The organism is Opacimonas viscosa, assembly GCF_024199005.1.
GTDB classification, from domain to species: domain Bacteria; phylum Pseudomonadota; class Gammaproteobacteria; order Enterobacterales; family Alteromonadaceae; genus Opacimonas; species Opacimonas viscosa.
The window spans coordinates 82468-97161 of sequence record NZ_JANATA010000012.1 but is presented as its reverse complement, the minus strand read 5'-3'; the positions used below and the strand labels follow the sequence as shown (position 1 = coordinate 97161).

Annotated in this window: 14 protein-coding genes; 4 read left to right on the top strand and 10 right to left on the bottom strand. The window is 42.9% G+C overall.

The features are described from left to right. Positions 1–327: 327 nt before the first annotated feature. Together NLF92_RS08115 and NLF92_RS08110 are read left to right on the top strand one after the other, a co-directional pair. Positions 328–1068, top strand: a complete 741-nt coding sequence (locus NLF92_RS08115; RefSeq protein WP_254100681.1) for a glutathione peroxidase — start codon at positions 328–330, stop codon at positions 1066–1068. Between the two features lie 162 nt (positions 1069–1230). Then, positions 1231–1827: a CIA30 family protein gene (locus tag NLF92_RS08110; protein WP_254100680.1), complete on the top strand. Its 597-nt coding sequence runs from the start codon at positions 1231–1233 to the stop codon at positions 1825–1827. On the opposite strand, the gene NLF92_RS08105 is transcribed toward NLF92_RS08110, so the two are convergent. The 10 genes from NLF92_RS08105 to NLF92_RS08060 all read right to left on the bottom strand — a co-directional run bounded on the left by NLF92_RS08105 (position 1824) and on the right by NLF92_RS08060 (position 12818). Then, positions 1824–3407, bottom strand: a complete 1584-nt coding sequence (locus NLF92_RS08105; RefSeq protein WP_254100678.1) for an ABC-F family ATPase — start codon at positions 3405–3407, stop codon at positions 1824–1826. The two genes, NLF92_RS08110 and NLF92_RS08105, sit on opposite strands and share 4 nt — an antisense overlap. A 121-nt stretch (positions 3408–3528) precedes the next feature. After that, positions 3529–4185, bottom strand: coding sequence for an oxygen-insensitive NAD(P)H nitroreductase (gene nfsB, locus NLF92_RS08100; protein ID WP_254100676.1), 657 nt, complete (start codon positions 4183–4185; stop codon positions 3529–3531). A gap of 82 nt (positions 4186–4267) precedes the next feature. Next, complete coding sequence (locus tag NLF92_RS08095) at positions 4268–5212, bottom strand: VWA domain-containing protein (RefSeq protein WP_254100674.1); 945 nt, start codon at positions 5210–5212, stop codon at positions 4268–4270. Beyond that, positions 5209–6276: a VWA domain-containing protein gene (locus tag NLF92_RS08090; protein ID WP_254100672.1), complete on the bottom strand. Its 1068-nt coding sequence runs from the start codon at positions 6274–6276 to the stop codon at positions 5209–5211. The genes NLF92_RS08095 and NLF92_RS08090 overlap by 4 nt, the downstream gene beginning before the upstream one ends. A gap of 8 nt (positions 6277–6284) precedes the next feature. Then, positions 6285–7055 (bottom strand): MotA/TolQ/ExbB proton channel family protein, encoded by a 771-nt coding sequence (locus NLF92_RS08085; protein WP_432420216.1) that lies wholly within the window; start codon positions 7053–7055, stop codon positions 6285–6287. 5 nt (positions 7056–7060) lie between these two features. Further along, positions 7061–7207 (bottom strand): hypothetical protein, encoded by a 147-nt coding sequence (locus tag NLF92_RS08080; protein ID WP_254100668.1) that lies wholly within the window; start codon positions 7205–7207, stop codon positions 7061–7063. A 50-nt stretch (positions 7208–7257) separates the two neighbouring features. Further along, complete coding sequence (locus NLF92_RS08075; protein WP_254100666.1) at positions 7258–9342, bottom strand: formylglycine-generating enzyme family protein; 2085 nt, start codon at positions 9340–9342, stop codon at positions 7258–7260. Positions 9343–9355: 13 nt separating this feature from the next. Beyond that, complete coding sequence (locus NLF92_RS08070) at positions 9356–10858, bottom strand: tetratricopeptide repeat protein (RefSeq protein ID WP_254100664.1); 1503 nt, start codon at positions 10856–10858, stop codon at positions 9356–9358. A 96-nt stretch (positions 10859–10954) separates the two neighbouring features. Continuing rightward, positions 10955–12208 carry a hypothetical protein gene (locus NLF92_RS08065; RefSeq protein WP_254100661.1) on the bottom strand — a complete coding sequence of 418 codons (1254 nt, stop codon included), beginning with the start codon at positions 12206–12208 and terminating at the stop codon, positions 10955–10957. A gap of 22 nt (positions 12209–12230) precedes the next feature. Further along, complete coding sequence (locus NLF92_RS08060; RefSeq protein WP_254100658.1) at positions 12231–12818, bottom strand: hypothetical protein; 588 nt, start codon at positions 12816–12818, stop codon at positions 12231–12233. Between the two features lie 179 nt (positions 12819–12997). Between NLF92_RS08060 and NLF92_RS08055 the strand changes: the two genes are divergently transcribed. Further along, complete coding sequence (locus NLF92_RS08055; protein ID WP_254100655.1) at positions 12998–14479, top strand: leucyl aminopeptidase; 1482 nt, start codon at positions 12998–13000, stop codon at positions 14477–14479. A 125-nt stretch (positions 14480–14604) separates the two neighbouring features. Next, positions 14605–14676, top strand: coding sequence for a pyrroloquinoline quinone precursor peptide PqqA (pqqA, locus tag NLF92_RS14215; protein WP_073324441.1), 72 nt, complete (start codon positions 14605–14607; stop codon positions 14674–14676). Positions 14677–14694: the final 18 nt, after the last annotated feature.

Here is a 14694-nt window from a genome sequence, read left to right as displayed (position 1 = left end):
AATCAGGCCTTGAAAGCCGCTTAGTAAAGTGTCCAAGTTTTTGGGGTCACTTCATGTTAGTGGCTTTTTTTTTACGCCGCCCAAACGCAATGAGCCAAAAGCCACACTCAAATATCCCTCCCAAAATAAGAAAACTCATCCCACCGGCGGGTACCCCAACAAAATAACAACCTAATGCTAACAACAAGCAAAGTAACATAATCATAAGACGTAAGCCTGGATGCATATTAAAACCTTATAGTTTATAAATTTCTGTTTGCAAAGATCCCTCGCTATTCCAGTAAATCTCTACTAAAGTATAGGTTCAATTTTGTAAAAGGAGTTTTTATGTCAAATCCTCAGTTCCAAGATAAATCTGGTTCTACTGTACCACATCTTACACTACCGGTTAGAGTCGGTGATGATTGGAGTACGATTGATACAGCAGAGTTATTTGCCAATAAAAAGGTCATTGTTTTTTCTTTACCAGGTGCATTTACCCCTACCTGTTCTTCAACTCACCTTCCGCGTTATAACCAGTTAGCAAAGACATTTGCAGCATTGGGTGTAGACGAAATTTGCTGTGTATCTGTCAATGATACATTTGTTATGAATGCATGGTTAGCCGATCAAGAAGCTGAAAACATCACATTTATTCCTGATGGTAATGGTGATTTCACAGAGCAAATGGGCTTTTTAGTTGATAAATCAGCGATTGGTTTTGGGCAGCGTAGTTGGCGTTATTCCATGCTCGTCAACAACGGTGTTGTCGAAAAAATGTTTATTGAGCCAGATGTCCCAGGTGACCCGTTTGAAGTATCTGATGCTGATACAATGCTGGCCTATTTAGATCCGAATGCTAAAGCACCAGAAGAAGTTTCTGTGTTTACCAAACCCGGCTGTCCGTTTTGCGTCAAGGCAAAAGCAGCACTCACCGAAGCAGGGTATGACTTCGAAGAGATTAGCTTAGGTCAAGATGCGACGTTGACTTCATTGAAAGCGATCACTGGTCGTGACACTGTGCCACAAGTGTTTATCGGTGGTAAGCATATTGGCGGCAGCGAAGAATTAGAGGCGTATTTAGCTTAACTTCGTGATATCAAACAAATACTAGCAGTGGTCTATCCTATATAACCACTGCTATTTGCTGCCTACTTCACTATTTCTTTTTCTTGGCAAAAGCAATCCTATCCATTCCCATATCCGTATCAAGTACATATAAAAAAATTCATATCTATACGGATAAAAACCATGCCCAAAAAAACATCATGTCGAGTATTTTTACGCATTCTTATCTGTTGCTTAAGTGTTGGGGGAATGATGACAACAAGTGCGCTAGCAAACTGGCAGATGCCACTCGCTCAATACAGTAATACTTGGCGCAGTATCGATGATCGTGTCATGGGCGGCGTTTCGCAAAGTATGTCAGGGATGTTATCTAGTGGACACTTTGCTTTTGCTGGTGATTTGTCATTAGCCAATAATGGCGGTTTTGCTTCAGTGAGAGCACCTTTGCTCCTACCGGATAATGTCCGTACCGATAAGCATATTGTTCGTATAAAAATCCAAGGGGATGGTAAACAATATCAGCTCCGTTTTCGGACAAATGAAGGCTTTGACGGAGCATCTTACGCTGTCTCATTTGCAACAAGGTCCAATGAAGTCCTGAGTTATGAATTTACTTTAGCTGATTTTAAAGCGACTTGGCGCGGGCGCTTGATAACTGACGCACCACCGTTAAGATGGGCCGATGTGCGTCAGATTGGGTTGATGCTCACAGATAAACAAGCAGGAGAATTTGCTATGATTATCCATGAAATTTCATGGCTGGAGCGCTCAAGCGCTTAGGACTTATCCGCATATTCTGCAAAAGAACCTTGGAAGAAATGTAGCTTCTCATCTTTGATTTCAATGATATGGTCAGCCAAAGAAGATACGAATTCGCGGTCATGACTCACAAATATCAACGTTCCATCGAACGCAGCGAGTGCTTTATTCAGAGATTCAATCGCTTCCATATCCATGTGGTTGGTCGGCTCATCCATGATCAACACATTAATTTCTTGCATCATTAACTTGCCAAACATTAGACGATTTTTCTCACCGCCTGAGCACACTTTTACACTTTTGTTGACTTCATCAGACGTAAATAATAAGCGGCCTAATATACTGCGAACAAACAAATCATCTTGGTTTGGCATGCGCCACTGTGATAGCCAATCAAATAATGTTTTATCTTCTGCAAAATCGGCGGACGTATCCTGAGGACAATACCCAATAGCCGCATTTTCAGACCATTTAATCACACCTTCATTCGCCGTTAATTCATTCATCAAACACTTGAGAAAAGTCGTTTTACCCGCACCATTCTCACCTATGACAGCCACTTTGGCACCAGCTTCGAGTAAAATCTCACCCGATTTAAATAATGTTTGACCCTCAAAACCATGCGCTACATGTGTCAGTTCCAAAGCCTGACGATGGAGTTTTTTATGTTGCTGATAAGTAATGTATGGAAACTGACGCGAAGAAGGAACCACTTCGGCTAACTCAATTTTTTCTAAACGACGAGCGCGAGATGTAGCCTGCTTAGCTTTTGATGCATTCGCTGAGAAGCGTGCAACAAAACTTTTTAATTCATCAATTTCAGTGGATTTCTTTTTATTTTCATTTAAGAGCTGCTCTTGGACTAATGCCGCTGCAGCCATGTATTCTTCATAGTTACCAGGATAAATACGCAACTCACCATAATCAATGTCAGCCATATGCGTACAAACTTGATTTAAGAAGTGACGGTCGTGCGAAATAATAATCATGGTACACTTACGCTGATTTAGCACATCTGCTAGCCAGTTGATCGTGTAAATATCCAAGTTATTTGTCGGCTCATCAAGTAACAAAATATCAGGCTCTGCAAAAAGTGCCTGCATCAACAAAACACGTAATTTTTGACCTGGCGGTAATTGTGACATCAAACCCCAGTGATTGGCCTCTGGAATTCCCGCTTCCACCAATAATTCACCTGCACGACTTTCTGCAGTATAACCATCCATTTCGGCAAACTCAGTTTCCAGATCAGCGACTTTCATACCATCTTCTTCGCTCATTTCAGGCAAGCTATAGATACGGTCACGTTCTTGTTTGATTTCCCATAGCTCTGCATCGCCCATGATCACTGCATCAATAACTGAGTATTCTTCATACGCATATTGGTTTTGACTCAACACACCAAGTTTTTCGCCGGGTGCAATAGAGACATTTCCTGCCGAAGGTGTAAGTTCACCACTGAGGATTTTCATTAAAGTAGATTTACCGCAGCCATTTGCACCGATAAGGCCGTAACGATTACCGTTACCAAATTTAGCTGAAATGTTTTCGAATAATGGCTTAGCGCCAAACTGCATGGTGATATTTGCGGTAGTGATCAATGTAGTAACCTAAATAATAACAAGGGAAATAACGGCGCGCAGTATACACCATTTCCCCTGACTAATCTTATTTAAGTCTACACTATGTTCTGTTTATTTTGCGCAAAAAATGTACCGGCGGTTATGCCTGGGTAAACAATTGTTCTTCTGGTAAGCGAGATTTTGGTAGACTCGCATTAAAGTCATCAGCCGAGCGATACCCCAAGGTCACGACGACATTTGCTGCTAAGTTTTGTTCACGCAAACCAAACTCTTGGTCTAATGCTTTTAAATCAAACCCTTCCATTGGCAAGGCATCAATACCCATCGCCGCTGCACTGGTTAAAAAGGCACCTAAATTTAGATACGTTTGCTTTTCCATCCAGTGTTGGGTGTCTTTCAACTCATAGCGATGCAGATCTACAAACATTGAACGCACCCCGTGATACGTTTTTTTAAAGCTTGGATCTTTAGCAAAACGACCATCCGCATCTTCTTGCTCGAGGACTTCGTAAAGATAGTCATCATCAATATGGATTTTGCTACAAAAAACCACCACGTGCGAAGCTGTTTTTACTTTCGGCGCATTATACGCATAAGCTCCTTCGGCCCCTTTTAGAATACGATTTTTACCCGCTTCATCTTGGGCAATAATGAAGTGCCATGGTTGTACATTTACGCTAGATGGCGCATTTACCAACACCGATTTTAATGCTGCAAAATCGGTATCTGACACTTTTTTATCCGCAGCAAAAAGTTTAGTGGCATAACGGTTTTGCATAGCTTGGGCGATATTCATCGTAACTCCAATAAGTGAATTGTCTAATGATTCAGTAATATGCATAAAAAGCGTTAAAAAATCTATCTATAATTTTTCCCGCTTATCGCTCAATCCCGATAAAACTGCCATTGTTCTGTTGTGCCAAAGCACGCATAAGCGTCGCATATTTAAACCCTGAATTATTGTCAAAACCAATCCCATGGATCCTGATTTTTGCCTCACCTGACTGAGGATCTGTATTCATTTGGGTGATCCGAGCAATGGGTTTATCAAAAGAAGCGCCAGTATAATCATCCCCAAAGACATACATCGCCATGTTCTTTGTTTCTGAACCATAAAGATTTAAAGCGGTTTCAATGCCTTCGACGGGGCTGGAATTGGTACTGGCATTCCAATTATTAGCTATTGCAGAAAATACTGTCTTTCGGCGTTGTGGTGAATCAGTTAGCCATTTACCTTTGAACGTTGAGTATAAAAATTCACCATTGTCAGACATGAAGTTAAACCCTTTAACTTCAGGATGATTATCTAAAATATCTTTAATAATACTGAGTACTCGACCCCAAATTTGCTTCATAGAACCAGAAGTATCAATAATAAACAAAACATATTCAGCATCTACAGGGATCCCGCCTACCTCAGCATCAGGAGTCGAAGTAACAGGGGTATTTAACGCAGCCTTGCGTTGGGCAATTGCCACTCGCAGAGACTGAGCTTGGTCAGTTAATTGTTGTAAGACTTTCTGCGCCTTGGGGATCGCACTTGTTAACGCAGCTTCTCGAGCGTCATTGGCTACAGCTTGCTTTTCAGCTGCCGCCAGTGCTTGTTGTTGCGTGTTTAGCCCACCTTCTAAATTCACAATGTTTTGTTGGGCTTGGGCAATCGCTTGGATTAACGTACTGATCTCTTGTGGACCTCGTTGTGGGGTTTCATCACCGTTCTTGGCTAATAAAACTAACATGACCACAGCGCCAAAAGCGCAAGAAATAATATCGAGAAAGCTCAATGAAAAAATCTCTACGGGGGCACGTTGAATTTTTCTCATGGCCAGTCCTGTGCTGGGGCAATCATTACGCCCCCGGTTGATTTCGCCCAAGCCCAATATGCTTGAGCGGCTTCTGGATCACCTTCTAACGGTAATAAAATGACATGGGTTTTGACGCTTGGTGCGGTTTTAATTGTCTCTACAAAGAGTTTTGCCCGACACTCACCACTGATCGTATTGCTATTACCAAAAAAACTTTGACAGCGTGACAAGCGATTCATTCCAGTAAACTGCCCCAAGGTTGGCAGTCCGTCAGTGATAATATAGATATCAGTGATCTTCGGGTCGGCCTGTTGCAAAGCCGCTAATCCTGCTTGTAAATCAGTGCCGCCATGGGGGATGAGTTGCGCCATACCCGTAATAATACTTTGCATAGCAGATGCATCACTGACGGGGATCGCCGCGCCAGAGCCCAATGTCAATGTACTATCACTAAAAGCGATAGCAGTGACGGTAGAGGTCTGCGGAGCGCGGGCCAGTAACCAAGTCAACACCCGACGGGTGCGTTGCCACTTTTTAGCAGTCACTTTCACGGGATCTGGTTGGGCTTTGTATTTGAAAATATCAATGAGTTTTGGCGCCATCATCGAAGCACTTTTATCAACCAAGATCCCTATACTCTGCCCTTCTACTTTTAAACCGAGTAAATAGTTTTGTTCCCCGGTACCCTGCAAATCAACGTTATCAGAGGGTGTAGGCAAAGGCGCCATTGCAGCCAGCGTTTCAGATAATTCAGCAACGACTGCTTGTTGCTCACTCACCGCCTTGAAAATCGCTTGTTGTGCCACTTTTACATCTGCTATGGACTGTGCAGTTTCATCTTTTTGAGTGCTGACTAGACCAAGTAAACGGTTAGTTTCATCTAGAGCTTTCTGTAGTTGTGTCACTTGTTCTTCATTGGCTTGTAAATCCTGCTCTAATTTTTGTAATTCCTCGGTGGGGGTTTCTGCAAACGATTGAAAATCAACGAGCATAAAAATCAAAATAATCGCGCCTAAACCACACGCCATGACATCTAAAAATGCAAGGTTAAATCCATCGATAGCTTGACGTTTACGAGGCACAGGAGTTCCTAATTATGCAAATGAGATAGGAGGTTTTTCTCACATGATTCTTGAGTTTTGATCAGCATCATATCTTGACGATTATTCACCACATGCATCACTAACATCAAAATCAGTGAAATCAATAACGCCACTAACGTAGAGTTAAACGCCACCCCAAGTGATGCCGTCATTCCACTGATATCACCGGCTAATGCTTGGTCGGCTTGAGTAAGGGCTTGCCCTATACCACGCACAGTCCCAACAAATCCGATGCTTGGGATGGCCCAGATGATATACTTGATCATATTATTGCCCGATTCTAACTGCACCGCTAAGGTATCAATCGAAGCGGTAATAGTATCTGCAGCATGTTGTACATTGCGGGTATTTTTATAACGACGTAAACAGTTTATCCACGTCGCCATAGCGGGTGTTTCGGCATAAGCACTCGCTTCGAGTTGTTGTAGTGCTTGTTCGGTATCAAGTACAGTATTTTTATCAAAATCCTCCAAGAAATCATAAGTATAAATATCTTGGGCACCGAGTAGTTTCCAAAGTTTGTAGCCCATCAAAAACAAACAAAATACCATCAAACTTAAACAAAACTGTTGTTCAACATCTTTAAGGATGACATAAACACTACTTAATCCAGCGGTGCCTGATGCAGCTAATGCAATCTCTGCATTTGGCCTTATTACTCCGGCGTACACCATTTGCAACAGCGTGACTATGCCTAGAAATACCAATAACGATATCCACCATTTAGGGTTCATATTTGAATGTTCTTGCATGGTAATTCCTTTTAAATATCGACAGGGAAATCGGCAGGTGCATCCAAACCAATAATAATACTAGCTGTTACCGAACCAGCGACCATAACAGCTATGATAATAGCTAGCCAAAAAATCCATGGTTTCGGTTTAATCAACGTATTTTGGGGCTTTTTCATATTCTGTACACTCTTTATTTTGTATCTATATAAGTACGAGTTACTCATCTCTATTCGACATAACGTGCAATTCTGAATCCCACATCAGGTCTACCTTCGGTCCCATTTTGTCGATACGCTGCGCGCAATTCTTTTAGTCTGCCCGTTTGATATGAGCCACCTTTAATCACATGGTTTTGTCCCCTAGACATACCTAAATAATCAGTATGAGTCTGTTCCAAATCAGGGAGAGCCAGAGTATATCGATCATGCACCCACTCTGCAGCATTACCAGCTAAATCAAACAACCCAGTGCGGTCCGCCTTGTAACTACCGACCGGCGCTAAACCTGTATGCTGATCGGTATAATCCATGAAATAAAATGGTTGAGTTCCTTTAAGTTGGGCATCTGCAAAGTTACCATGATCACGTGCGACTTTATCTCGATTGCCCCAGACATATTTGGTCGGTGTTGCGCGATTGGCCTTTTTCGCCAGCCATTCCCATTCCGCCTCAGTCAACAAACGATACCCTGTTGCAGAAGGGTTGGTGCCGATGACTTGTTGATTTTGTACGCGATAAAAAGGGGGTAATGCGTCTTGGGCTGATAACCAGTTGGCATACAATGCGGCTTGATGCCATGTTACATTCACTTGCGGCTCTTTGCCTCCCGCACTAAGTGTAACTTGGCCATTAGGTACCAGTGATGGTTGTTGTAAAGCGCTAGCAAATTGAGCTTCTGTGATCTCATGCTGGCCCACTAAAATCTCTCTAGTAAAGGCTACTTGGACAGGATGTTCATCACTGCGTCGACCAGCTTCGTTGATCTCAGAACCCAGTGTAATGTTATCTGGTGCAAAGCGTTTTAATACAATTCCCAACCGCTGGGCCGCCGATGGCAAACCAGCAGCTCGTCGAGCAGAATATTCGGTTTGCAGTTCAGCTTTGACGATTATCGACTGTTGAAATTCAGGAGTAAATGTCATTGTTTGATCGCGATAATAAGGGCGTTTAAACGTAACGGTTTTACCTATAGTGGGCAGTGTTAGTCGTTGAGGAGTCATCCCTAACAAACGAGAATCCAGCCAAACTTCCGCAGGAACATTACTCGTAAAAACAACTTCTCCTTGTGCAGGACTCAACGCCAATGCAATGGTTTCTTTGCTTCCTGGAGCAAATGACTTCGTGATTTGTTGGGGTAAATACCCTGGTTTGCTATATCTAAACGAAGTAGGTTGGTTGGCATCGACGAAGGTATTGACTGTCGCAGAATGTCCCCCCTTACTGGTCTGTGTGAGCATTTTTCCATCGACCAACAACGTACCACCACTAGGCTTTAAAGCTATTTCCAAGGGGACTTGCTCAGGGCTTAGAAGATACGTACGATCTACTGTTGGCTCAGAACGGGTCAACACCAAGGTGTCATTGAGCTCTTGGTAGCCAGTTCGCGTAATTTGTATTTGATATTCACCAGCGGGTAAGTCCAGACTGATAGGTAACCCTAAATCATCCAACTCACCCACCTTGTCTTGCGCTTGCGTCATGGCTTGGATAACTGGTGTAATACTCACTTTAGCGTCTTTGATCTGGCTATCTATCGACAATCGACCTTGGACTGGCCTCAGTGTTTCCAGCCACTCGGTCAGCTCTGAACTTTCACTCAAAACCGTAAATGCCGCGCTTTCGTAAAAAGGATGCTGTGCTGTAAATACATATTCGCCTGGAGCGAGACTTTGTGAGTATGAGGAACCGATGGCGACGACTTGGGTACCTTGATACCAAGTCATATCCTCCAAAGCTGGGCGTGTACTAAGCTTGATATCACCCGGCGCAGGCGTCAAAACGACTTCTATAATCTGGGATGAATCGGGAGCAATAAATACAGTTGCAGGTAAAAACTTTGGCGCTGTCACTCTTAATCCAACAGCACCGCCAACGGTATATACAGTAGAATCCCAGGCCCAAGCAGATCCTTGAATGACCTCAACCTTTGCCAGTGGCGCTTGTATTTCAGGGTAAATGATTAATTGGTGGCCCTTGGCCAGTAAGAGCCAGGATAAATACCCACCAACAATGCACAACACCAAAATACAAAGACTCAAAATGCCTTTGCGAGTTGTTCGCTGTTTTTTAGCTAAAGTGGCATCTATACTCATACTTTACTCCACCTCATATTCTTTCATCACAAGCTAAATCCACCACAATATCAATATTAGGAACCACCTTAACTGTTTGTCGCTTGGTCTGATAACCTTGTCTTTGGGCAATAAACACATAGGTACCTGGAGCTAAGTTGAGTGTTCTTTGCGTCACTTGGCCCATTTTGCCCACGCCTTGTACCGACAAAGATGAACGATTATCAGAGCGAACTGTAATGGTGATGGGAGCAGTTTGTTCCGCTAACACGGCATTGAGTGTCTGGCTTTGTTGAGCTAATGTGGCGCTCAGCGCTAGAAGAGACTCAGCATTTTGCAATTGAGCTTTGGCATAACGACGAATATTCTCATCCGCCAAGCGCTCAGGAGCAGCTAATATTTTTTGCAATGTATTTTGCGTCTCCATTACTGTATTACTCAGTGTTAACGTCTCTTGCAAGCTAACATTATTAGGATATTGTTGGACGCCTTTTTGGGCCAACAATGCAGTGGTTTGCCAATCATCTAACTGCTGGGTCATTTGTATCTGTCTGAGTAATTTTGCTTGGGACTTAGCCATATTCTCAGTGCTAATTTGTTGTCTCAGTTCACTCACCGCTGCACTATTTGGAACCGTCTTGTCTGCCTCATTCAACGCTTGTAATGCACTATCGGTATTACCAGAGTCATAGGCAACTAAAGCGACAGCCATCAACCTAGCAAATTCAGCTTGCCGCACTTCTCCTTGTAAACGCGCTAGATCTGCTTTTTCTTGAGACAAATTAGGATTGATTGAAATTAAGTTTTGCAAAGCCTGTATTTGTTTTTCAATATTATTCTCAGCTTCAGCGACTGCTAAATTCTGGCGGGCAGCTCGAAATTCGGGGAATGCAGCAATATCTGAAGCCAGCGCATCAGCTGCTACAAAATTCGGAGCGAGCGCTTTGGTTTGGGTATTTAATAACTGAGCCATATTAATAGCGTGGGTCATTTGGGTCTGTGCTGTAGGATCAGTAATAAGTTGTAGTGCGGTGTTGTATGCTACTTGGGCCTGGTTATGACGACCAAGATATGCGGTTTCCCAGCGCGTCACTAGATCAGGTAACTCTATGGCTAAAGCCTCCAAAAGCATCCCAGCTTTAACATATTCCATCACACCATAAGCTGCATAAGCTTGGTCTAATGCTAGTCGAAAATCGCTTAGCTCAGCAGCTGCAAACATTTGTAGGCCAACATTTTGCTCTAAGGCTTGTAGATCAGTATCCAGTTGTGCAAGGTTTGCTTGGAGCAACTTTCGTGTTTGCTCATCCGTCGCACCGACTAGGGATAATTGCTCGATACTGCGCTGCATTTGTTCAGTATCCATAGCAGAATCGAGATTCGGCGACATCGTTGGTGCAACATTGAGTCGCTGTTGCCACCAGATTGATGCAGTATAGCCCAAGGCAATAAGTACAAAGCTCAAGAGCACGCCCATGGCTACCATGCGCATCTTTTTTTGGCGCTGCAATAACTGTTGTGCTAACTGTTCTGACATATACGCTGTCACGTCCTTTTTTAAAATACTTCCAACACAGGCTTGGGAGCGGCTCCTGTACACAGTAAACTGGATATATCCCGCTCTAAAAGCCGATTAAATTTGTTTATCAGGCGTCGCTTCTAAGGCATATATTTCATATAAGTGTGCTTTCCATTGCTCGTATTGCTCACCTGCTGTACCCGTCAGTTCAATTTCTTGTTCGTTGAATTCTAGTACTTGTGGCGAAACTGCAATGTCCAAGTTACTGCCCATTTCTGTAAATAAACCTCGGTGTTTCGCAATTTCAGCATTACTTTGTACCGCATCAACTAAGGTTTTAGCCGCGGCAATACCTGCCACAGCACTACCTACCTGGCCTGCGGTTGAGCGTGAGTTTTTACTCAACAGGACCGATGCTATTGCAAATCCTACCGTCGCAATTTGACTGACTGTACGCTTGGTTTGTTCACGTTCAATCTTGTAAACAATCGGTAATGTTTCTTTTTGATAGGTCCGATAGGCTTCTTTGGTATTCGCCGCAAACAAATCGTAGTTGTCTTGTAAATTATCTACGAACATTTCATCTTGAGCTTGCAACGTTGCGATGCGTGCCAGCATTGGATTATTAGGATCTGGGAGTCCTAACAATTCAGTCTCACCAGTACGCTTATTTTCTGCTAAATATTCAGCAAATACTTCAGGGCTATACACCGATGCATAAACAATATCTGCTACGTCTTGAATACGTTGTTTTTCAGCGTCTGATTTTTTTACGACAAGGCTTTGCACATAAGTAGCAACCTTTTTGAACACCGCTTCATGAGGATTGGTGTTTTGTCTCGCTTTGTCTCGATAAAAACCGACTGAAGCTTCGTTCTCAAAGGTTTTGCTACCCCATACTTTGTTGCGGGCGTCGACGACAGTAATAGCCAAAGCTAATTCTTTAACATCAGACTCAACAATCTTACCCAACACAAACATATCTGCACTGGTATTGGTCGTTGGTGTGACATTAATCCGACCAAATGAATTGGTTTTTGCCAATGCTTTTTTCGTTTCAACGGCAAAGCGCTTGGCTTCAGTGCGGCGTACTTGTGGCCATATATTTTGTTCCACAATTTCATCATCGTCTAGATTTCCGTACTCGTCTTTGGGTAATCCTGGGTCAAATACCGGAATGGCTACATCAAGAAAAATATCAGAGTTATACACATACGTTGTGTTTGCTGTACCTTGGGGATTGTATGCACCTGGACCAACTTTAGCTGGACCAACGCTATTATTTTGGGTTGATGAACAACCTGCTAGCGTCACTAAGGTAGCCAATAAAGCAATACACAAACGTCGAGAGAGAAGTGCTGTAGACATATTTTTTCCTTACATTTACGGTTTACGAACATCCGTATTTTTTTAATTCGGCTTGATAAAAAGTTTGCTCTTCAGGTGAAGATGCTTCATTTAATAATTCCTTATATAATGCACAAGGTCCAGCATTTTTGCCTGTCACCACTTGATTCGCAGCCCCTTGCCCATTGGCAGATGGCGTCGTTACTGGGTTTTGATTAGTGGGCTGATTAGACGCAGAGGGATCAGCCGATGACGAATTGGCTGAGCCATTAGCACCATTTGCCTGTCCGGTATTCTCTGTTTGACCAGCCTCTGTTTGACCAGTCTTTGTGCCCATTCCTTTTGCTAATGTATTTTGCTGGGCTTGCCCATGAGCAAAAGCCTCATCAATACACTCGGCATTAGCATCGACAGCATCTAGGAGAGCTCGGTTTTTCAAAGCGATTTTTTCTTGTTTGGTTAACCAGGGATCGTCCGTTTGTTGGATATTAATCACCGAACAATCACTGTAATATGTAACAGGTTTTGCTGGCATTGTAATACTTTGCATACCCATAGCAATAAAACTAATACTGATAAACCCGATTGTAGTAACAAAAGTCAGTATGATTTGCAGTAACCTTCTTGGCATAATATTCTTCCCTTCAGCGTTAAGTGTTGAGTAGATAATGTATTTGTCAAATATATATCAGGTAAATTGCTATAGTTGTGATAGTTTTAATATAAAATATTGACCTGAACACGTCATGAATACGGTCTTATTTAAGCGTACATAGCATATGAGATGCAACTGTACCAAAGGAGTTCAATTTGGCATTTCAACTTGCGCCACTCAACGATTTAATTTTGAACCAAGAAATTGATTTACTGGTTGTATCGTGCACCCTAAATCATTTTGATGCGCTTGACGACCTCTATCCAGCTGCGACGCAGGACATGTTGCAGATGTGTATTACAGATGCAGGATTTACCGGTAAACACCAGCAAATACTGACTATCCGTCGTCCTCCTGACAGTCAAATCAAACAAGTTTTGTATAATGGTCTAGGTGCATCCTCGGAACTTAATCCTTACTCATGCAAACAACACATCACCAAACTCATGCCGGACATCAAATCAGCAAAAGCTGCGCATATCCACTGGGTGTTGCCTGATGAATTGGTCGAAAATGTGCGTTTACGACAAATTTTTGTCCTGGAAATTTTGTCCGAGTTATACCACTTTGACCGTTATAAAACGAAGGGAGTAAAGCCGAATAGTCCGACGATTACATTTTATGTCGCTCCTCATCTATATGCGGATAATTGGCTAGATTCTCTGGTACATATCCAATCCGGACTCAAACTGTCACGGGATCTCAGTAACCAAGCACCTAATGATTGTACCCCCGCAACATTTTGGGAAAAAGCACAGGATCTTGCTCAACAGTATCCCTCAATCAGCGCTGAGGCTTTATTTGCAGATGATTTAAACACTTTGGGTATGGGTGCATATTATGCAGTAGGCCAAGGTAGCGCCGCACCAAGTATCATGACATTAATGCACTATCAGGGCTTGCCACAAACTGCTTCTCCTCCCGTTGTGTTAGTCGGTAAAGGCGTCACCTTTGATACCGGCGGGATCAGCATAAAAGGTGCTGATGGTATGGAAAATATGCGTTATGACATGTGCGGAGCTGCTGTTGTTTTAGGCGTTATGCAAGCGCTAGCAGCCCTTGAGCTCCCAATTAACGTGATTGGGGTGGCTGCCGGTGTGGAAAACATGCCAGATGGTAAAGCCTACCGACCAGGTGATATTTTAACTAGCCTCTCCGGACAAACCATAGAAGTCATGAGTACAGACGCCGAAGGTCGATTAGTCTTATGTGATGCACTCACTTACATTGGTCGTTATAACCCCGCTTATGTCATTGATATTGCCACACTCACCGGAGCGGCTATTACTAGTCTAGGAAGTGTTGCATCATTACTAGTCGCCAATGACCAAGGGTTGGCCAATCAGCTCATAGCTGCGGGCACCGAGACCGATGATAAAGTCTGGCAAATGCCTTTATGGCCTGAATATTACTCTGCTATTGACTCACCGTTTGCCGATATGCAAAACTCAGGACAAAATTCACCCGGTGCGATTACCGCAGGATGTTTTTTGGCCAAATTTACAGAACAGTATCGTTGGGCACACTTAGATATTGCTGGTTCTGCTTTTACGTACGGCAAAGGTAATAGTGCCACGGGGCGGCCTGTACAAATGCTAATACAATTTTTGCAAAATTTAGCCGCAACAAATCAGTAAAAACAGCCTTAGTACTTGCCCGCTAAGTGAGGAGAATTTATCCTCACAAAGTAGGATGTTTTTTATTAGCATTTTCAGTATAGTGAGAATTGTTAATTCAACGTTAATATTAATTGGAGAAATCTATGTGGACTAAACCGCAATACACAGAAATGCGCCTTGGCTTTGAAGTGACTTTATACATCAGTAATCGCTAAGCATTTTTTCATGCATAA

Coding starts and splice junctions, on each gene's coding strand:
- NLF92_RS08080 (WP_254100668.1), bottom strand. CDS start 7,207: ATGAAAAAGCCCCAAAATACGTTGATTAAACCGAAACCATGGATTTTT.
- NLF92_RS08110 (WP_254100680.1), top strand. CDS start 1,231: ATGCCCAAAAAAACATCATGTCGAGTATTTTTACGCATTCTTATCTGT.
- NLF92_RS08115 (WP_254100681.1), top strand. CDS start 328: ATGTCAAATCCTCAGTTCCAAGATAAATCTGGTTCTACTGTACCACAT.
- NLF92_RS08070 (WP_254100664.1), bottom strand. CDS start 10,858: ATGTCAGAACAGTTAGCACAACAGTTATTGCAGCGCCAAAAAAAGATG.
- NLF92_RS08065 (WP_254100661.1), bottom strand. CDS start 12,208: ATGTCTACAGCACTTCTCTCTCGACGTTTGTGTATTGCTTTATTGGCT.
- NLF92_RS08075 (WP_254100666.1), bottom strand. CDS start 9,342: ATGAGTATAGATGCCACTTTAGCTAAAAAACAGCGAACAACTCGCAAA.
- NLF92_RS08060 (WP_254100658.1), bottom strand. CDS start 12,818: ATGCCAAGAAGGTTACTGCAAATCATACTGACTTTTGTTACTACAATC.
- NLF92_RS08095 (WP_254100674.1), bottom strand. CDS start 5,212: ATGAGAAAAATTCAACGTGCCCCCGTAGAGATTTTTTCATTGAGCTTT.
- nfsB (WP_254100676.1), bottom strand. CDS start 4,185: ATGAATATCGCCCAAGCTATGCAAAACCGTTATGCCACTAAACTTTTT.